Below are 17,858 nucleotides of genomic sequence, written 5' to 3' on the forward strand. Positions count from 1 at the left end.
GCGGGCCGTTTTTCCTGTGGCTGCTGAGGCGGGAAAATGGCTAGGACGCAGAGGGCGGAGGGTGGAGGGCAGAGGGCGGAGGGCCGACAGCGTGGGGTGCTGCTGGAGGCCAAGGGGCTGGAAGTCAGGGCGGGCCGGACATTGGCGGTGCGCGGGGTAGATGCTGAGTTTTGGGCTGGAGAACTGACCGCCATCATCGGGCCGAACGGGGCGGGCAAAAGCACGCTGCTCCGCGCCCTGCTGGGCCTGAGTCCGCTGGACGGGGGAGAGGTCTGTCTGGCGGGCCGTCCGCTGGGCGAGTGGAGCCGGGCCGAGCGGTCGCGGCGGCTGGCGTATCTGGCGCAGTCCGAGGGGTTGCCGCCCGAAACGCGGGTGCGCGACGTGGTGGCGCTGGGCCGGGGGGCGGGCGAGTGGCGCTGGGGCCTGATTCCCACCCGGCCCTGGTCGCAGGCCGACGAGGACGCCATCAACGCCGCGCTGGAACGCACCGACACCCGGCAGTTCGAGGCACGGCGCGTCACCGAACTCTCGGGCGGGGAGCGGCAGCGGGTGGCGCTGGCCCGCGCTCTGGCGTCAGAGCCGCAGATGCTGCTGCTGGACGAACCGACCAACCACCTCGACCTCGCCTACGCCCTCGACCTGATGCGTTCGCTGCGGCGAGAGGTGGCGGCGGGGCTGGGCGTGGTGGCCGTGCTGCACGACCTGAATCTGGCGGCCCGTGCCGACTGTGTGCTGCTGCTGCACCAGGGGCAGGTCATGGCGGCTGGCACGCCGGGCGAGGTGCTGACGCCAAGGAACATCGCGGCGGCCTACGGCGTGCGGGCCGAAGTTGTCGAGCAAAGCGGGCGGCTGGTGGTGCTGCCTGTAGACTGAGGGATTCCTATATGACTCAACCCAAATACTTTTCCACCAACGGCCACCTGTTGCTGTGCCAGGGCCAAAGCTGCCAGCAGCGCGACTCGGTGCTGCTGTACAAAGCCCTCTGGAACTGGCTGGAGCGCGAAGGGCTGGCCTACTACAAGGCGGGCGGCACGGTGCGCCTGACCCAGAGCGGCTGTCTGGGTGCGTGCAAGTACGGCCCGACCCTGTGCGTCTACCGCGAAAGGGAGGGCCAGCTTGAGCAGGCGTGGTACGCGGGCCTGGATTTCCCCGCAGCTAAAGCAGTGGCCCAGGCCGTGCAAGACGGTGCAGATTTGCCTGTGACCGGGCGCTATGGCCCGCCGCAGCCCTGACCCTCACGACTTCTCAGCGTTTTGAGAGGAAAATCACACCCCTTGACCGTATCCTGATTTAAGATTTTCTTAATTTCAAATCAGGATACGGTCAGCTTCGCCGCTGTCAGGCGATGAATGGGGGGAATATGCGCCGATTTCTTTGGTGGTTGGGTCGTCACGAACATAGGAATGCGGTGCGGGCGCCGCGCAAAGCGACGTCGGTGGACATTTACGACCTGCTGAGGGCACTGGGCAGCGACGAATGAAGGTCGCCCACCCCGCGCTCTCGGGCAACCCTCGCCGTCCTGCCGACGTACTGGCGACATGAGCAGAATCGACGGACGTATCGGCGGACTGACCTCCGGCTATGACCTGCACGCCGACTGGGACGGGCAAAAGCTGGCCGGGCGTATCGGCGGCAACATCCAGGGCAAAGACATTCACCTTACCCGCCGGGGCAACGAAGTTTCCGGGCGCGTGGGCGGCGTGGTGGCGGGCTTCGACGTTCACGGTCAGGCCAGCCTCAGCAGCGTGGACGTGCGGCTGGGCGGGCAGGTTGAAGGCGATTCGCTGCGGCTCGACCTTCGCCAGGGCGACGTGCAGGGACGCTTTTCCGGGCGGATCAGCGGCAAGGACGTGCGCCTCGAAGAACGCGGCGGGCGGGTCAGCGGGCGCATCGGCGGCGTGGTGGACGGCAAAGACGTGAACCTCAAAGCCGAGGGTGTCCCGCTGGAACTCGCGGCGCTGGCCGTCGTCTGCGCGTTCAAGGTGCTGGAGGACGACCAGGCGAGCTCGGCATCCAGCAGCGCCAGCGCCAGCTAAAGAGGTCGAAGTTCATCGCCATGAGTTGTGGGCCATGAGCTCTGAACAGCCTCCTCATGGCTCATGGCCCAGAGCTCAAAGCCAGTCGGCACAGGAGGCTTGATACCGACTTTGCACGTTGCCGATAAACCCCGCGCTCTGCGGCACATTCCCGCGCCGGGGAGCGTGGTACGTTTCGCCCATGACGGTCAAGCCCAGAACCCTCGGTGAACTGTTGCAAACCCCGGCCTACGCGGGCCGCAAACCTTTCGACGGTCAGGTGCGCCTGGTGCAGGACGAGGTGCGCGAAAACCTGACGCGCAAGCTCCGCGCAGGAGAGGAGCTGTTCCCCGGCGTGGTGGGCTACGACGACACTGTGATTCCCCAACTGGTGAACGCGCTGCTCGCCCGCCAGAACTTCATCCTGCTGGGGCTGCGCGGTCAGGCCAAGAGCCGGATTCTGCGGGCTATCACGGGCCTGCTGGACGAAGAAGTGCCCGTCATTGACGGCGTGGACATGCCCGACGACCCCCTCAACCCGATTGGCGCGGAAGGCAAGCACCTGCTCGAAGCGCACGGGCTGGAGTTGCCGATTCGCTGGCTGCCCCGTGCCGACCGCTACGTGGAAAAACTGGCGACCCCCGACGTCACCGTGGCCGACCTCATCGGTGACGTGGACCCCATCAAGGCCGCCCGCCTGGGCACGTCCTTAGGCGACGTGCGTTCCATGCACTTCGGGCTGCTGCCCCGCGCCAACCGGGGGATTTTTGCCGTCAACGAACTGGCCGACCTCGCGCCCAAGGTGCAGGTGGCGCTGTTCAACATCCTGCAAGAGGGCGACGTGCAGATTAAGGGCTACCCCATTCGCCTCGAACTCGACGTGATGCTGGTGTTCTCCGCCAACCCCGAGGACTACACCGCACGCGGCAAAATCGTGACGCCGCTCAAAGACCGCATCGGCTCGGAAATCCGCACCCACTACCCCACCGACGTGCGCCTCGGCATGGACATCACCGCGCAGGAAGCCGTCAAAGACAGCAGCGTGACGGTGCCGCCTTTCATCGCCGAACTGATTGAAGACATCGCCTTCCAAGCGCGTGAAGACGGGCGCATCGACAAGCTCTCGGGCGTGTCGCAGCGCCTGCCGATTTCGCTGATGGAACTCGCCTGCGCCAACGCCGAGCGCCGCAGCCTCGTTTCCGGTGACGCCCCGGTGGTGCGCGTGGCCGACGTGTACGCGGGCCTCCCCGCCATCACGGGCAAGATGGAACTGGAATACGAAGGCGAACTCAAGGGCGCCGACAATGTCGCCAAGGACCTGATTCGCAAGGCGGCGGGCGCGGCCTATGCCCGGAGCTACGGCAGCGCCGACACCCGTGAGCTGGAAAAGTGGTTCGACCAGGGCAACGTGTTCCGCTTCCCGCAGGGCGGCGACAGCAGCGCGGCCTTCAAGGCGACGGGCGAAGTCCCCGGCCTGAGCGATTTCGCCGCGCAGGTGGCAGGGAGTAGCGACGACGCCGTGCGCGTGTCTGCCGCCGAATTCATCCTCGAAGGGCTGTATGGACGCCGCAAACTGTCGCGGGCCGAGGAACTGTACGCCGCCCCCGAACCCGAAACGAAGCGCGAACGCGGCGGACGCTGGAACTGATTGCGCCTGGAGCGCGGTGGAAGGGTCCAAAAGTCCAATATTCTAAGGAAAAGAAGCGTAAGCCTTGTGCCTACGCTTCTTTTCTATCCATATCGGAAACCAGCCAAAAAACCCCTCTACCCAGGGGAGAGGGGCGTTGCGAAAGCAACGGGGTGAGGGGTCTTTCCCGCCCTCAGAGCTGGTTATACGGCTGGCTGAAGGTATCGCACTGGTTGGGGTTGCCCGTCTGGAAACCCTTCATGAACCAGTTCATGCGCTGCTGGCTGGTGCCGTGGGTGAAGGAATCGGGCACCACGCGCCCCTGCCCCTGCTTTTGCAGGGTGTCGTCCCCGATGGCGGCGGCGGTGTTGATGGCCTCGCGGATATCGTCCTGGGTCAGGTTCGCCATGTCAGAGCCCTTGACGCTGTTGCCCCACACGCCTGCGAAGCAGTCGGCCTGAAGCTCCAGCCGCACGCCGTAGGAGTTGGCTTCGGCTTCGGTGCGGGCGCTGCGCTGCTTGCGCTCGACCTGCTCGGCGAGGCCCAGTTCGTTCTGGACGTGGTGGCCGACCTCGTGGGCAATCACGTAGGAGTAGGCGAAGTCGCCGCCGCCGCCGAGCCTGCGGTCCATCGTGGCGAAAAAGCTGGTGTCGAGGTACACCTTGGAATCGAGCGGGCAGTAGAAGGGGCCCGTCGCGGAGCTGGCCTGACCACACGCGCTCTGCACGTACTGGTTGAACAGCACCAGCGTGGGCTTGGTGTACTGGCGGCCCGACTGCTGGAAAATCTGCGTCCAGGTGCGGTCCGTGCTCGCCACGATGCGGTCCACGAACTGATATTCGGTGTCCTGCTGGTCGGGCGCGGTCTGGGTGGGTTGCGTCTGGGTCTGCACGGGGGGCTGCTGTCCGCCGCCAGTGATGATGCCGGGGTCGATCCCGAAGAACATGGCAATCAGGGCCAGGATCAGGCCGCCGATACCGCCGCCTACCGCGAGGCCGCCTCCGGGCAGGCCGCCGCCTCCGCGTCTGTCTTCGATGTTGCCGCCGCCGGGTAAGTTTTTCCAATCCATGTTTCGGACTCCTGTGGGTGTGGTCTGGTGCCGCCGTCTGCCGTCTGGCGGGCAGGTCGTGGTGCAGGCAGTTGCCGCCTATGCTAACGGGCAAACCCCCCCGGAACCTTTAACGTGGGTTATTCCGCCCGGTGGGGGCAGCCCCCAGACATCCGCACGAAGCGCGGCGACTCCTCGCGGCCCCGGTAACTGCGGCTCCACAGCGGCGTGGTGGCGGGCGACAGCGGCGGAATCAGCCAGGACCATTTGCCGCGCACCTCGCGCCCGGCGCGGGCCTCGCGCTCCTCGAAGCGGACGTGGTGCGCCGTGACCGTGTGGTGGTCGGCCAGTTTGACCCCGGCCCGGTCAAAGGAATGCAGCACCGCCACGTTCAGCTCGACCAGTGCCCGGTCCCGCCAGAGCGTGCGCTCCCGCTGGGTGTCCAGGCCCAGGGCGCGGGCGACAGCGGGCAGGGCGTCGTAACGGTCAGTGTCAGCCAGGTCGCGGGCGGCAATCTCGGTCTGCACGTACCAGCCGTTGAAGGCGCAGGGCAACCGCAGCCCGCCCAGGTCCAGCCGCATGTCGCTGATGACGGGCAGGGCGTGCCAGCGCAGCGCCAGTTCATCCACGCCGGGGCAGTCGGGGTGGGTGATGGCGACTTCCTGCACGGCGTCGGGCGGCAGGTCAAAGAGCCGCGTCTGTCCGCCGACCTCGATCAGCAGCGGCAAGACCTCGAAACGTGCGCCGCTCGGTTGCCAGCCGTACCGGGCGAGATGCGCCACGAATTCGGCATTCAGCGGGTCGTCGGCGTAGCGGATGAGTTGCGGATTATGCAGCCGCACGCCGGGGCCGAACACACTGATGACGGGCCGGATGTGCCCCCCGCAAAAGGCGTCGTGCAGATGCTCCAGCAGGGCCGCGTAGACCAATTCTGGCGTGTCCAGCCCGCGCAGGTCGCGCACCTCCAGCGCCTCCCAGTACAGTCGCCCCACACAGCGCGTCGAATTGCGCCACGCCACCTTGGCCGCCCAGGTCAGTTCGGCGGGTGTGGGCATCCACCCCCCTGCCGCCCCCGCCAACCGCGCCGCCAGCCCCGGCGTCCCCGTCTCGGCGTGGTAACGGGTCAGAAAGTCAGCGACTTCAGGGGGCAGCGGCGCAGGCATCCCCCCACCTTACCGAGCGGAAAGCCGGGGAATGTCCCCTGCTCTATTGAGGGGAGGGGCCGAAGGCTCCAAAACCGACCGCCACCAAAAACCGAGAAACGCAGAATTCCAGGGCCGTCGGGCGCGAAGCGCACGGGCCACACACGAACAGAGAAACGGCAGCGTCCAGCCCCCGTGCAACCGAGAAACACCGTCAGGCCAGCGAACTCATCGCCATGTGCACAGCGCCAGCGTCAAAGCCCCTGTCCCCCCTGGGGATAGGGGTTGGGGGTTGGGGCAAAAAGCTGAAGCCTCAGCCCCCAACCTCCCCCTGCAACGTCAGCACCAACCGCCGCGCCCCACCATCGTCCCGGTGTTCGCACAGATAAATCCCCTGCCACGTCCCCAGCGCCAGCCGCCCCGCGCTGACAGGCAGCGTGAGCGACGGCCCCAACACGCTCGCCTTGATGTGGGCGGGCATGTCGTCCCGGCCTTCCAGGGTGTGCTCGAACGCAGGCCAGCCGTCGGGTACGGCGTGGTTGAAATACCGCTCGAAATCACGCCGCACGTCCGGCGAGGCGTTTTCGTTGACCGTCAAACTGGCCGAGGTGTGCTGAATCCAGACGTGCAACAGGCCCACGCGCACCTTGGCGAGTTCGGGCACGGCGGCCACGACTTCGCGGGTGATGAGGTGAAAGCCGCGCCGCTGCGGGGGCAGGGTCAGGTGATGCTGGGTCCACATAGGGAAAGGGTAAGGCGTGGAGGGTAGAGGGCAGAGGGTGAGAGTGTCCCTCTACCCTTCACCCTCCACGCTCTACCCTTTGTCCCATGCGCCGTTTTCTCACGCCTGTGCTGTTGACTCTGGGCATGTCCCTGCCCGCTGCCGAGGCCGCTTCGACCCTTGCCCTGCCGGTGCAGGTGCCGCTCTCAGGCGTGCAGCAGGCCGTCAACGCGCAGGTGCCGCAGCAGTTTGCCCAGATAGACCAGACCCAGAGCCTCCTCGGCGGGGCCGTGCAGGTGCGGATTCGCGGCACCGTGACCCGCAGCGCCCAGGTCAGCGTGAAGGCCGAGGGCGACGCGCTCCTTCTCAGCGTGCCCATCCGTGCCGCTTTCCGCGCCGAACCGGGCGGCATGATGGCGGCGCTGGCCCGCGACTTTGGCGGGGCCGCCACCGTCACCCTGCGCCTGACACCGTATGTCACCCCGCAGTGGGAAGTCGGGGTCAAAGTGGCCGCCGAGCACCACTGGACCGACCCGCTGGCAGTCGACCTGGGCAAAGGCATGAAATTCAGCGTGCAGTCGCTGGCCGACACGCAGGTGCGGGAGCAACTGGGCAAGCTGAGCGCACAGCTTGAGCGGCAGGTGCGCGAGGGGGCCAATCTGCGGCAGCGCGCCGAAACGCTCTGGGCCAGGGCGCAGCGTCCCTGGGCGCTTCCCACGTCCGAACCCGCCTATGCGCTGGTGCGTCCGCTGGGCCTGAGCGTGACCCCGCCGCGCCTCACCCCCGACGCCCTCAAGCTGGACGTGGGGGCCGTGCTTGACCTGCAAGCGACGTTGGGCCAGCCGCCCGCCCAGCTGCCGCAGGGGACCGTGCCGCTGCCGCCGCTCAAGGTCGGACCCGTCGGGACGCCGGGAATCGAACTGGCCGTGCCCCTCCGCCTGCCTTACCCCGAACTTTCGGCCCTCGCCACCCGCTACGCGCAGCAGCAGACGTTGACCCTGGACGTGCCGGGCAAGCCGGTGCTCCGGGTCACGGGCGTGCAGGTGAAGCCCCTGGGCACGCGGCTTGGGGTCACGGTCAGGACGCGGCTGGACGGGCCACTCGGCCTGAGCTTGCAGGCCACCACCGACGTGACCGGAACCCCCGCCCTTTCCGGTGAGGGCCGTGTCCTCTCGCTGCGCGACGTGCAGGTGCAGACCCGCCGCGAGGGACTGACAGGCAAGGCCGTGTCCTGGCTGGCCGACGCCCGCGCCCAGGCGTTCGTGGCGAAGGCCGCCCGCTTCGACCTCGGCCCGCTGCTCACCCGCGCCGGAGCGCAGGCGCAGGCGCGGCTGCCCTTCACCCCGCTCCCCGGTATCCAGGTCAGCGGCACGGTGGGGACGCTCAGGGTGCAGTCGGTTCAGGTGCAACCCGCCGCCCTCGTCGTCACCGCCCAGGCTGGGGGCAAGTTACAGGCGCAGGTAGACGCGGGGGCGCTGCTGGCACGCTGACGCGGAGGGTCAAACTGCTTTATCAAAGCCATCTGCCATCTGCTATCAGCCCTTTGCCCTTCAAACCCCCTTGCCCCGGCGCAGCGGCAGCGGCTTGGGAATCCAGGCCCGCTCGCGGATGACCGCTTCCAGTTCTTCGCGGCTCAGGTTTCGCACCTTGCGCTCGGCACACACACCGTCCTGAATGGCCTGCTCCGCCACGCGCACCGCCACATGAATGCTGAGTTCGCGCAGTTCGCTGATGGGCGGGTAGACGAGGTGGGGATGGTGCTGGGTGGTGTATTCCGCCAGGGTCAGGGCGGCGGCCATCACCATGTTGTCGGTGATTTCGCGGGCGCGGCTGACCACGGCCCCGAAGCCCAGCCCCGGAAAAATGAAGGCGTTGTTGCCCTGCCCCACAGGAATGGCCTGATCGCCGTGCGGCACGTCGGGGAAGGGGCTGCCCGTGGCGATAATCGCGCCCCCCGCCGTCCACTCGACCAGGTCGCGGGGCTGGGCCTCGACGTGGCTCGACGGGTTGGAGAGCGGAAAGACGATGGGCCGGGGCGTGTGCCTGAGCATCGCCCGGACGTCGGCCTCGCGGAACAGGCCCGCCACCCCGGTAAAGCCGAGCAGCGCCGTGGCCCCCGAATTCACGATGACCTCGTGCAGCGTGGGGTACTCGCCCTCGAACGTCCAGCCGTGCAGGTCGCTGCGGCGGCGCACGAAGCTCATCTGCTGCACTTCGAGGTCGGGCTGGCCTTCCATCAGCAGGCCGTAGCGATCCACGACAAACACGCGCCCACTCGCTTCCTCGTAGCTCAGGCCCTCGGCCTCCAGCCCCTGCCGGATGGCGCTCGCCACCCCGATTCCGGCGGCCCCGGCCCCGACCACCACGAACACTTGGTCGGTCAGGAATTCGCCCTTCATGCGCGAGGCCCGCAGCAGTCCGGCGAGCGCCATCGCGCCCGTGCCCTGGATGTCGTCGTTGAAGCTGGGAATGACCTTGCGGTAACGCTCCAGCACCCGGAAAGCCGTGCCCCGCGAGAAGTCTTCCCACTGAATGATGGCCTTGGGATACCGCGCCGCCACCGCCTCGACGAAGGCGTCCAGAAATTCGTCGTACTGCGCCCCCTGCCAGCGCGGGTGGTGGACGCCCAGGTACAGCGGGTCGTCGATCAAATCCTGGCGGTTGGTGCCCACGTCCAGTTCCACGGGCAGGGTCTTGTCGGGGCCGACGCCGCCCGCCGCCGTGTAGAGGCTGAGTTTGCCGATGCTGATCGCCATGCCCCCAAAGCCCTGGTCCCCGATGCCCAGAATCGCGCTCGAATCGGTGGCGACGATCATGCGCACGTCGTTGACCGAAACGTTGTCGAGCATGTCCTCCACCCGGTCTATGTCCTGGGTGCTGACGGTAAAGCCGCGTGGGTAGCGGTAGTTGTTGGAGTACGACTTGACCGCCTCGCCCACCGTGGGGGTGTAGATGATCGGCAGCATTTCTTCGAGGTGGTCTTCCAGAATGGCGTAGAACAGCACCTCGTTGCGGTCTTGCAGCGCCCGCAGATACTCGTGCTTGGCGAGGTCGCTAGGCGAGTCGAGGTAGCGCAGGTAGGTGCGCTCCTTTTGCTCCTCGAACGAACTGACGTGCGGCGGAATCAGTCCTTCCAGGCCTAGTTCGCGGCGCTCTTCCTCGGTAAAGCCCGTGGTCTTGTTGAGCAGCGGGTTTTGCAGCAGGGCGAGGCCAGTGACCTTGACCTCGATGTAACGCTGACCGTCTTCGTCGCGCTTGACATCGTAGTAGCGGGAAACAGGAGGAGACTTGGGCATAGCCCGGTCAGCATACCCGCGCCGCCCCCGCTGCCCGCCCGAAACGCGCCCCGCCTGGGCCGAGTGCAATTTTTGGGGAAGTCCGAATGACTGGAGGTCGTATACTGCCCCTTATGGTGTGGGAAAGGGTGCGCCAGCCCGCATGAGGCGCTTCAAGTGATGGTTTCCTGGTTCAGCGTGGACCCCGCTCCGCTGCATGACCTGCACATCTGGCAGGAGCGGGTGCGGCTGATGGTCAAACCCCGGCGCTACGAACATGTGCTGCGGGTCGCCGAGCTCGCCCGGCAGATTGCCCAGGCCAGTGGGCTGAGCCACGAACAGGTGGCGCAGGCGTACGCGGCGGGCATCCTGCACGACATCGCCCGCGACCTGCCCGACCACGAACTGCTGCGCCTGGCCCCGCCGGAGTGCGACATCGACTGGGCGCATCCGTTGGCGCTGCACGGGCGGGCGGCCCGCACCCTGCTGGAACGCTGGGGTTATCCGCACACCGAAGTGTTGGACGCCGTCGAAGACCACACCACCGGGCCGCGTCACGGCTGCGCCAGTGTGGTCGCCGCCTGCGTCTACATTGCCGACGTGTCCGAACCGGGGCGCGGGGTCAATGCCGACATCCGTGAACTGGCCCTGCGTGACCGTGACGCGGCGCTGCGGCAGGCCATCAATTCCAAGGTCACTTATCTTCAGGGACGCGGCATTCAGGTGCATCCGCGCACGCTGGCGACTTACCACGCCCTTCAGCACCCGCCCCGGCTGGTTTTGGGGCCGGTCCGCGAGGAAGCCAGAGTCAGGCCAGAAGCCCAGAGTCAGGTCAAAAACTCAGTCAGGCCAGAAACTCATCCGGAAGGAAGACACTGAGTGGACTTGAAGCCGAACTCCTTTTCCACTCCTCCCACCAGCTCGCCTGCCCCGCCGCCTGCCCCCGACCCTCACCGTACCGCCAGACGGCGGCGGGCGTGGCAGGTCTTCGGGCTGTCGCTGTCGGCCCTGTCGCTGGGCAGCTACGCCCTGCTGACTTCGGGCCGTGGCGCGGCCCCGCTGGTGGCGGGCGAAGTGCCGCAGGTGACGCTGCTGCTCGCTGGGCGCGACGTGGTGTACTGCTACTACCGCCAGCCCTGTAAAGACCAGAACCAGCGCGAAAACCTCTACGAAGGCTCCATGGCGAACACCGATACCCTGATGCTGGTCAAGGTATCCAACTCGGGCATCAACGTCCTGAATATTCCCCGCGACACCAACGTGGGCGAGTACGACTACCAAAAAACCGCCGCCGAACAGAAAATCAACGGCAAATACTGGTCAGGCGGCCCCGAGGCGCTGACCCGCGCCGTGGAGGACATCACGGGCGAAAAGGTGGACTCTTATGTGATTGTCCGCACCGATTACGTCGAGCGGGTGATAGACGCGCTGGGCGGTCTGGACGTGACCGTGCCCGAACCCGGCATCGAGTGGGTGGACCAGGCGGCGGGCGTCAACCTCAACCTCGCGCCGGGCAAGCACCACCTGGAGGGCCAGGAGGCTGTGTGGTTCCTGCGCGTTCGCAAGGGCTTCGGGGACGATTACGGGCGCATCGACCACCAGAAACAGGCCCTGACCCAACTGGCCGGCAAGCTCAAGACCCCGCAAGGACTCGCCGCGTTGCCGACCATCCTGGGGGGCGTGGGCGACGGCGTGGAAACCGACGTAGACCCCGCGCTGCTGACCCAGTTGGTGCCGCACCTGTCCAGCCTCAAGTTGCGTTTTGCCACCCTGCCCACCGACCCCATTCCCGGCAGTTACAACTTGGCGGTCAACCCCGAGCGGCTGGCCCAGGTCTGGGGGCCGGACGACGCGGCGCTGGGCGTCGAGGAACCCCAGGTGCGGGTCAAGATCTGGGACGCCAGCGGCGCGGGCCTGGGGCCGAGGCTGGTGCGGGCGCTGCGGGTGCTGGGCTACCGCGAAACCGAGGTGCAGACCCTGCCGACCAGCCGCGAAGCCAGTCAGGTGCTGACCGGGCCGGACGTGGCCGCCGCCAGTCACCTCGCCGACACGCTGAACCTGCCCCGGCTGCAAGGTGAACGCTTCCCAGTCGCGGCAGGCGAAGTCGGTATTCTGCTGGGAAGTGACGCTGCCCAGAGCCTCGCCGCGCTGGTTCCGGCCTATCCTAGAGTCAAGTCAGCGGCAGGCACGCTTCAGCCGTCCTCGCCGCCCGCGCCCTGAGCGCCGCTTTTTTCACCCTCACCCATTTTTTCTGGAGACTGCATGCAACTGGAACCCCAAATCAAAACCCAACTTCAGGCCATCGTGGAGGCCGCCCGCGAACGCCGCGCCGAAGACGTGGTCGCCCTCGACCTGACCGACGTGAGCAGCAGCCTGGAATACTTCGTGATCTGCACCGCCACTGCCGGACTGCAACTCAACGCCGTGCAGGAAAACATCCGCGAGAAGGCCCAGGAAGCCGGCCTGCCGCGCCCCAGCGTCGAAGGCCCCAGCGAGCGCTGGCTGCTGCTGGCCTTCGGTGGCTCCATCGTGGTCCACATCATGACCAAGGACGCCCGCGAGTACTACGACCTCGAAGGGCTGTGGAGCGACGCCAAAGTCCTGGATTTCTGACCCGTACCCCCGTGACCCATAGCCTCGCGGTCTAGAACCGCCGGGCGAACTGGAAAATTTCAGAGCACTGTGACCATCGTTCGCTGTGATTTTTCCGACAAGCGGTGCCACACTGTGGGGCATGGGAGATGCGTCTCGCTTCCTTCGCTGGTCTGTCGCCGCCGCCGCAGGTGCGGGGCTGAGCCTGTTTCTGCTGATGCTGGTGCTGCCGGGCACCGTGCAGACCCTGGCGCAAAAGCAGACCCTCCTGTTGGCCTTTTTGCTCGTCGTGGTGGCCTATGTGTGCATCGCGGCGGGTTTTGCATTGATGGGGGCGCTGAGTGCCCGGTCGTTTGCGCTCTCGCCGCTGGGGGTGCGGCCCCAGACCGGCCCCTACCGCTTCAGCGTGGCGCTGGGCGTGACGGGCGGGCTGCTGGTGATTCCCACGCTGCTGCTCAGTGCGCTGGGCGTGGTGTCCACCAACGGCGCGTTCGTGCCGACCCTGAAACAGTGGCAACCGCTGGCGCTGCTGCTGGTGGCGGGCGTATACGGCCTGCTCAGCGGCACGCTGCTGGGCTTTTTGCTGCTGCGGGCGTCTCAGGCGTGGCGTGTGGCGCTGGCGGCGACCGCTGGGGCCATACTGGGCGGCGGCGTGGTGATGGCGCTGTTTCATCTGTTGCCCGTCGCCACCCTCATTCAAACTCGGGTCGGCATCGTGGCGCTGCTGGTCGTCGGGCTGGTCATCTTGCACCTGGGCTGGAGCTGGGCGGTGGGTGCGGCGCTGGCGGGGGTGGCACGGCGCTGGGCCGGGCGGCCTGACCACCCCAACGCCTCGGCGCGGCAGGTCTGGGTGGTGGCGACCCTGGGCCTGCTGGCGCTGCTCAGTGTCAGCAGCACGACCCGCGCTGTGGGCGAGTTCATGACCTCCAGGCCCGTGGACACTTCACCGCTGGCCCTTCCCAAACCCGCCAACCTGCCAGGGTGCCCCCCGCCCGCACCGGGGCTGCTGCGCCGCGCCTGGGACGTGTACACCCGTGGCGGGCGTCCCGACCTTTCCTGCGGCAACCGGGTGGTCGAGCTGCTGGACATGCCAGGCAGCGATGACATGCGGCATATCGCTTTTCAGGATGTGGGCGACATGGTGGCGCAGGCCCGGCGCGAGGTGCTGTTTACCACCATGGAGTATTCCAGCGGGCCGCGAAGCCCTGGGCGTACCCTGACCGACGCCTTGGCGCGGCTGTACGCCAAAGTCAAGGCCGACCCCGCCGCCTATCCGGGGGGCATGCAGGTGGCGCTGACGCTGGGCAACTATCCGGTGCTCAGCCTGTTCGAGTGGGGCGCGCAGGTCTGGAACCTGCTGGACGACCTGAAGGCCTCGGGCGTGCCGCTCAGTGACCCGGCGGTGGGCTGGCAGGTGCGGCTGGGCAACTACGCCGGAACCTATCCGCACAGCCACGTCAAACTGCTGGTGATTGACGGTGAGCGGCTGGTCACGGCGGGCTTCAACTACTCCTTCGTCCACTATCCGCCCACCCCGGACGACAAGCGGCGCAAGGGGCTCTTTGACCTCGCGCTGGTGACGGACGGACCTGCGGCGCAAGACGGCATAGCGGTCTTCGACGACCTGTGGGAACGCAGCAAGCAGGTCAGTTGTGATCAGGGTGAAGACCGGAAACACTGCGAGTTGACCAAGTCCACTCCGCTCAGACATGCCGAAGTGGTGCACCAGACACGGCGGCTGACCGCGCAAAACGACGTTCGCGTGATGAGCCTGTACCGCCGCCAGGGAGAAACGCAGGCCAACGACGCGCTGCTGGCCCTGATGAACGGCACCCAGACCCGCCTCGACCTGATGCACGTCAACTTCAGCATGAACATCACCTGCATGGTGGCGCTGCTCAATCCGACCATGTGTACCGGGCGCGACCAGTTGCCTTACCTGACCGCCGTGCTGGACGCCCTGCGGCGCGGCGTTCCCGTGCGGCTGCTGACCGACCCCACCCTGCAAATCGGCGCGCTGGAAAACCGCATCGCCGTGGGCTACATCCGCCACGTGATGGAGCGCGAAGGTTTGCCGCTCGAACGGTTTCAGGTGCGCCTGTTCCCGGTGCCGGTCCATGCCAAAGCCACCCTGACCGACGACGTGCTGACCGTCGGCAGCCTCAACATGCACTATTCCTCGTGGACACAGGGACCAATCGGCCTGAACGAAGCGGTGGCGACCACCAACGACTCTGCCACGCTCAGCCAATTTCGCCAGATGTACGACGCGGCCTGGGCCCAGGCCGAGCCGCTGGAACTGCCCTCGCCGTAGGTGGCGTGTAGGGTGGCCTCCTTCCGGTACGGCTAAGCTGAAGACGTGACGACCATCCACGACCTGCGCTCGACCTTTCCCCGTGCCGGGCGGCTGGACTGGATTGGCCTGCGCGAGGGCCGCCGCCTGCCAGTGCTGAGCGTGCCGCAAGTGCAGGCGCATCCCCTCGTCGGGCTGCTGGGCGACCACGGCAAGACGGCCCCGCCGCGCCTGACCGCCCTGAGCGGAGAACCCGGCGAAGCGGTGACGCCCGCCCATGCCCCGGCCATTCCCGGTGGCCCCGGCAGGCGGCAGGTCACGCTGATTCAGGCCGAGCACCTGCCCGTGATTGCCGCACTCGTCGGCCTGGAATCGGTGGCCCCCGAACAGCTGCGGCGCAACCTGCTGGTCAGCGGGATTCCGCTGCTGGCGCTCAAGGATCGGCGTTTTCAGATCGGTGAAGTCGTGCTGGAAGGCACGGGCGAGTGCCACCCCTGTTCGCGGATGGAAGAAACGCTGGGGCCGGGCGGCTACAACGCGGTGCGCGGGCACGGCGGCCTCACGGCGCGGGTGATTCGCGGCGGGACACTGCGGGTGGGCGACGCGGTGAAGCCCTGGCAGGAGGGGCCTTGATTCGCCTGCCCACCACCGAAGGAGGCGCGGCCCTCGCGCAAACGGCGTTAACCTGACGCGGTGAGTTCGTCGCGTCCTCCTTCCCGCTTGCCGCGCACGGTCAAAGGCGTTTTCGGCCTGACCCGTCTGATTGTCGAACTCGGCGTGTTCAGTTCGGCGGTGTTCAGCCTCGCCCTGTTCGTGGCGGCCATTTTTCAGGCGTACCGCACCATTTCCCAGGCCATGCGGCACCTGGGCGAAGACGGTACCGCCAAGCACCTGATGGTCGCCGCCGTGGAGCAGGCCGACCTGCTGCTGGTGGGCATGGCCCTGCTGACGATGAGTTTCGGCATGCAGGCGCTGTTCATCGGGCGAATCGAAAACGTGCCCGCGTGGCTGCACATCCACAGTTTCGACGACCTCAAGAAGAAGCTCATCGGCATCGTGGTGGTCGCGCTCGGCGTCAATTTCTTTTCGGTGGCGCTGGAGTGGAAGGGCGGCAACGACCTGCTGGTCTACGGGCTGGCGCTCGCCGCCATGATCGTGGCCCTGAGCGGCTACAGCCTGATTCTGTCGCGTCCCAATCGGCAGGAGGAGCGAGATGACGCGCCCCACGCTTGACGCCCGCCTCGAAGCGGTGCTGGAACTGATTCGGGCGAAAACCCACGCTGACATCGGCACCGACCACGCCCGCCTCCCCGTGCGGCTGGTGCGTGAGGGCCGGGTGGGGCACTGTGTCGCTGTCGAACTCAACGACGGCCCCTTCGCTCTGGCGCAGCGCATGGTGGCCCGCGCCCGGTTGACTGGGCAGATAGACGTGCGCCAGGGCGACGGCTTTGGGCCACTGGCGGCGGGCGAGGTCGAGAGCGCCAGCATCACGGGCATGGGGGCCTACACCATTCGCGGGATTCTGGAACGGGCGGGTGACAAGCTGCCGCCTACGCTGGTGCTGCAACCCAACGACTCCCCGCGCTGGCTGCGGCTGTGGGCGCGGGAGCGGGGCTACCACATCACCGCCGAGCGGCTGCTGCCCGGCTACTGGGCCTATCCGGTGCTGCGCCTGGAACACGCCGAGGGCACGGACCCCGCCTACGCGGGCCTGCCGGACGCCGCCGCGCTGCGCTACGGCCCGCTGCTGCTGCGCGAGGGCGGCGAGCTGCTGCGTGCCCAGATAGAAGCCGACCGCGAACGGCTCACCCCCGTCGCTGCCCCGGGCCGCGAGTCCTGGCAGGAACTGGCCGAAGCGCGGGAAGCCCTGGAGCTGCTGCCGAAAACCAAATAAGAAATCCGCCCTTCTCGGACGGTGATAGAAATAGAATAGGGCGGTATTCAGGGAATGTCAAGCCTATGCAGTGGCCTGCTGGTGGCCGGGAATGCTTGCCCCGGTTCCCCGCAGGCCGCCGGAAACTTACAGCCCCCGCAATGCCGTCTCGATGCTCCAGAACTCGGTGCTGACCGTCATGTAGAGGGTGCGGCCTTCCGGCCCGCCGAAGCACAGGTTGCTCACCGTCTGCGGGGTCAGGATGCGCCCGAGTTCCTCGCCCTCAGCGGTCAGTACATGCACGCCGTCGCCCGCGCTGGCCCAGATGCGGCCTTCTTCGTCTACCCGCAGGCCGTCGGTTTTGCCCGGCGACACGCTGAAGTGGACGCCCTGATACTCGGCGTGTTCGCCTTGCACGCGGTAGCGGTGGGTCTGGTTGTCGCCCGTATCGGCCACCAGCAACTCGCCCGTGCGCGTGAAGGCGAGGCCGTTGGGCTTGACCCGGTCACGAATCGGCGCACTCAACGTGCCGTCCGGCGCGACGCGAAAGACCCAGCGGCCCGGCAGTTCCATCTCGCCGCCGTAGCCTTCTTCGGGCTTGTCTATGCCGTAGGTGGGGTCGGAAAACCACAGGCTGCCGTCGGGCGCGAGGCACACGTCGTTGGGGCTGTTGAGCTTTTGGCCCTCGAAGGAATCGGCCAGCACTTCCCACTCGCCGCCCGGTTCGCGCTGGCGTTCCAATCGGCGGTGCCCGTGCGAGCAGGCCACGAGGTGCCCCTGCGCGTCCAGGCAATGCCCGTTCTGGTGGTGGCTGGGGTTCATTTCGGGGGCCAGTTGCCCGTCGTCGGTCCAGGCCCAGGTGCGGTTCTGGCGCACGTCGCTGAAAATCACCGCGCTGCGCGAGGGCACGTACACCGGTCCCTCGGCCCAGGTGAAGCCGTCTGCGAGCTGTCGCGCCTCGGCACCGGCAGGAAAGAGGCTCAGGAATTCGGGGCGGGTGGCCTGGAGGGTCATGGGGGCAGGGTAAAGGGTTGTGGCAGCAGGGGAAAAGGGAGAAACGTTCAGCGTTGGGGAATCGGCTCGGCCCGTCGCCACACCCCGCCCCGGCGTTCCAGCGTCACGAAGCGCCCGTTCCCAATGCGTTCGGCGTAGGGAATCGGGTAGCCCGGCTGCGGGACCAGCGGCAGCTTCAGCAACTCGCGAAGCAGCGTGCGGAGGGCGATGGAGTGCGAAAAGGCGATGACGCGCCCGCCGGGAAGCTCGGACAGCCAG

17 protein-coding genes and 1 pseudogene are annotated in these 17,858 nt (G+C 67.2%); 12 read left to right on the forward strand and 6 right to left on the reverse strand.

Annotated elements, in window-relative coordinates; translation table 11 throughout:
- The first annotated feature begins 147 nt into the window (after nucleotides 1-147).
- From Q4C89_RS07445 to Q4C89_RS07460, 4 genes are all read left to right on the forward strand, one after another.
- Nucleotides 148-873, forward strand: a complete 726-nt coding sequence (locus tag Q4C89_RS07445; RefSeq protein ID WP_303101992.1) for an ABC transporter ATP-binding protein — start codon at nucleotides 148-150, stop codon at nucleotides 871-873.
- Between the two features lie 11 nt (nucleotides 874-884).
- On the forward strand, nucleotides 885-1,232 hold the full coding sequence (locus tag Q4C89_RS07450) for a ferredoxin (protein ID WP_303101977.1): 348 nt from the start codon (nucleotides 885-887) through the stop codon (nucleotides 1,230-1,232).
- 306 nt (nucleotides 1,233-1,538) lie between these two features.
- A complete protein-coding gene (locus Q4C89_RS07455; protein WP_303101978.1) occupies nucleotides 1,539-2,036 on the forward strand; it encodes a hypothetical protein in 498 nt (165 codons plus the stop codon).
- 181 nt (nucleotides 2,037-2,217) lie between these two features.
- Nucleotides 2,218-3,663, forward strand: coding sequence for an ATP-binding protein (locus tag Q4C89_RS07460; RefSeq protein ID WP_303101979.1), 1,446 nt, complete (start codon nucleotides 2,218-2,220; stop codon nucleotides 3,661-3,663).
- 172 nt (nucleotides 3,664-3,835) lie between these two features.
- Here Q4C89_RS07460 and Q4C89_RS07465 read toward each other — a convergent pair whose 3' ends face one another.
- The 3 genes from Q4C89_RS07465 to Q4C89_RS07475 all read right to left on the reverse strand — a co-directional run bounded on the left by Q4C89_RS07465 (nucleotide 3,836) and on the right by Q4C89_RS07475 (nucleotide 6,574).
- Nucleotides 3,836-4,711, reverse strand: a complete 876-nt coding sequence (locus tag Q4C89_RS07465) for a neutral zinc metallopeptidase (RefSeq protein ID WP_303101980.1) — start codon at nucleotides 4,709-4,711, stop codon at nucleotides 3,836-3,838.
- Between the two features lie 119 nt (nucleotides 4,712-4,830).
- Nucleotides 4,831-5,853 (reverse strand): nitric oxide synthase oxygenase, encoded by a 1,023-nt coding sequence (nos, locus tag Q4C89_RS07470; RefSeq protein ID WP_303101981.1) that lies wholly within the window; start codon nucleotides 5,851-5,853, stop codon nucleotides 4,831-4,833.
- 292 nt (nucleotides 5,854-6,145) lie between these two features.
- Nucleotides 6,146-6,574, reverse strand: coding sequence for a secondary thiamine-phosphate synthase enzyme YjbQ (locus Q4C89_RS07475; RefSeq protein ID WP_303101982.1), 429 nt, complete (start codon nucleotides 6,572-6,574; stop codon nucleotides 6,146-6,148).
- Nucleotides 6,575-6,660: 86 nt separating this feature from the next.
- Here Q4C89_RS07475 and Q4C89_RS07480 point away from each other — a divergent pair, with 86 nt between their 5' ends.
- Nucleotides 6,661-8,043: a DUF4403 family protein gene (locus Q4C89_RS07480; protein ID WP_303101983.1), complete on the forward strand. Its 1,383-nt coding sequence runs from the start codon at nucleotides 6,661-6,663 to the stop codon at nucleotides 8,041-8,043.
- A gap of 60 nt (nucleotides 8,044-8,103) precedes the next feature.
- Here the strand turns inward: Q4C89_RS07480 and Q4C89_RS07485 are convergent, their stop codons facing one another.
- A complete protein-coding gene (locus tag Q4C89_RS07485) occupies nucleotides 8,104-9,849 on the reverse strand; it encodes an NAD-dependent malic enzyme (protein WP_303101984.1) in 1,746 nt (581 codons plus the stop codon).
- A gap of 159 nt (nucleotides 9,850-10,008) precedes the next feature.
- Between Q4C89_RS07485 and yqeK the strand changes: the two genes are divergently transcribed.
- From yqeK to Q4C89_RS07520, 7 genes are all read left to right on the forward strand, one after another.
- Nucleotides 10,009-10,707, forward strand: a complete 699-nt coding sequence (yqeK, locus tag Q4C89_RS07490; protein ID WP_303101993.1) for a bis(5'-nucleosyl)-tetraphosphatase (symmetrical) YqeK — start codon at nucleotides 10,009-10,011, stop codon at nucleotides 10,705-10,707.
- Nucleotides 10,708-12,048 carry an LCP family protein gene (locus Q4C89_RS07495; protein WP_303101985.1) on the forward strand — a complete coding sequence of 447 codons (1,341 nt, stop codon included), beginning with the start codon at nucleotides 10,708-10,710 and terminating at the stop codon, nucleotides 12,046-12,048. It begins immediately after the preceding gene.
- Between the two features lie 42 nt (nucleotides 12,049-12,090).
- The gene (rsfS, locus tag Q4C89_RS07500) at nucleotides 12,091-12,441 is read left to right on the forward strand and encodes a ribosome silencing factor (protein ID WP_303101986.1); all 351 of its coding nucleotides are present in this window, start codon (nucleotides 12,091-12,093) and stop codon (nucleotides 12,439-12,441) included.
- Nucleotides 12,442-12,562: 121 nt separating this feature from the next.
- A complete protein-coding gene (locus tag Q4C89_RS07505; protein ID WP_303101987.1) occupies nucleotides 12,563-14,734 on the forward strand; it encodes a phospholipase D-like domain-containing protein in 2,172 nt (723 codons plus the stop codon).
- Between the two features lie 45 nt (nucleotides 14,735-14,779).
- Entirely contained in the window at nucleotides 14,780-15,346 is a 567-nt protein-coding gene (locus Q4C89_RS07510) for an MOSC domain-containing protein (RefSeq protein ID WP_303101988.1), read from the forward strand.
- 60 nt (nucleotides 15,347-15,406) lie between these two features.
- Entirely contained in the window at nucleotides 15,407-15,946 is a 540-nt protein-coding gene (locus tag Q4C89_RS07515; protein WP_303101989.1) for a YqhA family protein, read from the forward strand.
- Nucleotides 15,927-16,607: a tRNA (adenine(22)-N(1))-methyltransferase TrmK gene (locus Q4C89_RS07520; RefSeq protein WP_303101990.1), complete on the forward strand. Its 681-nt coding sequence runs from the start codon at nucleotides 15,927-15,929 to the stop codon at nucleotides 16,605-16,607. Before Q4C89_RS07515 ends, Q4C89_RS07520 begins: the two co-directional genes overlap by 20 nt.
- A gap of 126 nt (nucleotides 16,608-16,733) precedes the next feature.
- Here the strand turns inward: Q4C89_RS07520 and Q4C89_RS07525 are convergent, their stop codons facing one another.
- Both Q4C89_RS07525 and Q4C89_RS07530 read right to left on the reverse strand, forming a co-directional pair.
- Complete coding sequence (locus Q4C89_RS07525; protein ID WP_303101991.1) at nucleotides 16,734-17,600, reverse strand: SMP-30/gluconolactonase/LRE family protein; 867 nt, start codon at nucleotides 17,598-17,600, stop codon at nucleotides 16,734-16,736.
- A gap of 47 nt (nucleotides 17,601-17,647) precedes the next feature.
- Nucleotides 17,648-17,858: pseudogene (locus tag Q4C89_RS07530) on the reverse strand (histidine phosphatase family protein); the annotation flags it as partial.

It is taken from the genome of Deinococcus sp. (genome assembly GCF_030523985.1).
Lineage (GTDB): Bacteria > Deinococcota > Deinococci > Deinococcales > Deinococcaceae > Deinococcus.

Excerpts from the sequence above, each read along its gene's own strand:
- Q4C89_RS07450 (WP_303101977.1), top strand. The coding sequence starts at position 885 with ATGACTCAACCCAAATACTTTTCCACCAACGGCCACCTGTTGCTGTGC.
- Q4C89_RS07455 (WP_303101978.1), top strand. The coding sequence starts at position 1,539 with ATGAGCAGAATCGACGGACGTATCGGCGGACTGACCTCCGGCTATGAC.
- Q4C89_RS07460 (WP_303101979.1), top strand. The coding sequence starts at position 2,218 with ATGACGGTCAAGCCCAGAACCCTCGGTGAACTGTTGCAAACCCCGGCC.
- Q4C89_RS07465 (WP_303101980.1), bottom strand. The coding sequence starts at position 4,711 with ATGGATTGGAAAAACTTACCCGGCGGCGGCAACATCGAAGACAGACGC.
- nos (WP_303101981.1), bottom strand. The coding sequence starts at position 5,853 with ATGCCTGCGCCGCTGCCCCCTGAAGTCGCTGACTTTCTGACCCGTTAC.
- Q4C89_RS07475 (WP_303101982.1), bottom strand. The coding sequence starts at position 6,574 with ATGTGGACCCAGCATCACCTGACCCTGCCCCCGCAGCGGCGCGGCTTT.
- Q4C89_RS07480 (WP_303101983.1), top strand. The coding sequence starts at position 6,661 with ATGCGCCGTTTTCTCACGCCTGTGCTGTTGACTCTGGGCATGTCCCTG.
- Q4C89_RS07485 (WP_303101984.1), bottom strand. The coding sequence starts at position 9,849 with ATGCCCAAGTCTCCTCCTGTTTCCCGCTACTACGATGTCAAGCGCGAC.
- yqeK (WP_303101993.1), top strand. The coding sequence starts at position 10,009 with ATGGTTTCCTGGTTCAGCGTGGACCCCGCTCCGCTGCATGACCTGCAC.
- rsfS (WP_303101986.1), top strand. The coding sequence starts at position 12,091 with ATGCAACTGGAACCCCAAATCAAAACCCAACTTCAGGCCATCGTGGAG.
- Q4C89_RS07505 (WP_303101987.1), top strand. The coding sequence starts at position 12,563 with ATGGGAGATGCGTCTCGCTTCCTTCGCTGGTCTGTCGCCGCCGCCGCA.
- Q4C89_RS07520 (WP_303101990.1), top strand. The coding sequence starts at position 15,927 with ATGACGCGCCCCACGCTTGACGCCCGCCTCGAAGCGGTGCTGGAACTG.
- Q4C89_RS07525 (WP_303101991.1), bottom strand. The coding sequence starts at position 17,600 with ATGACCCTCCAGGCCACCCGCCCCGAATTCCTGAGCCTCTTTCCTGCC.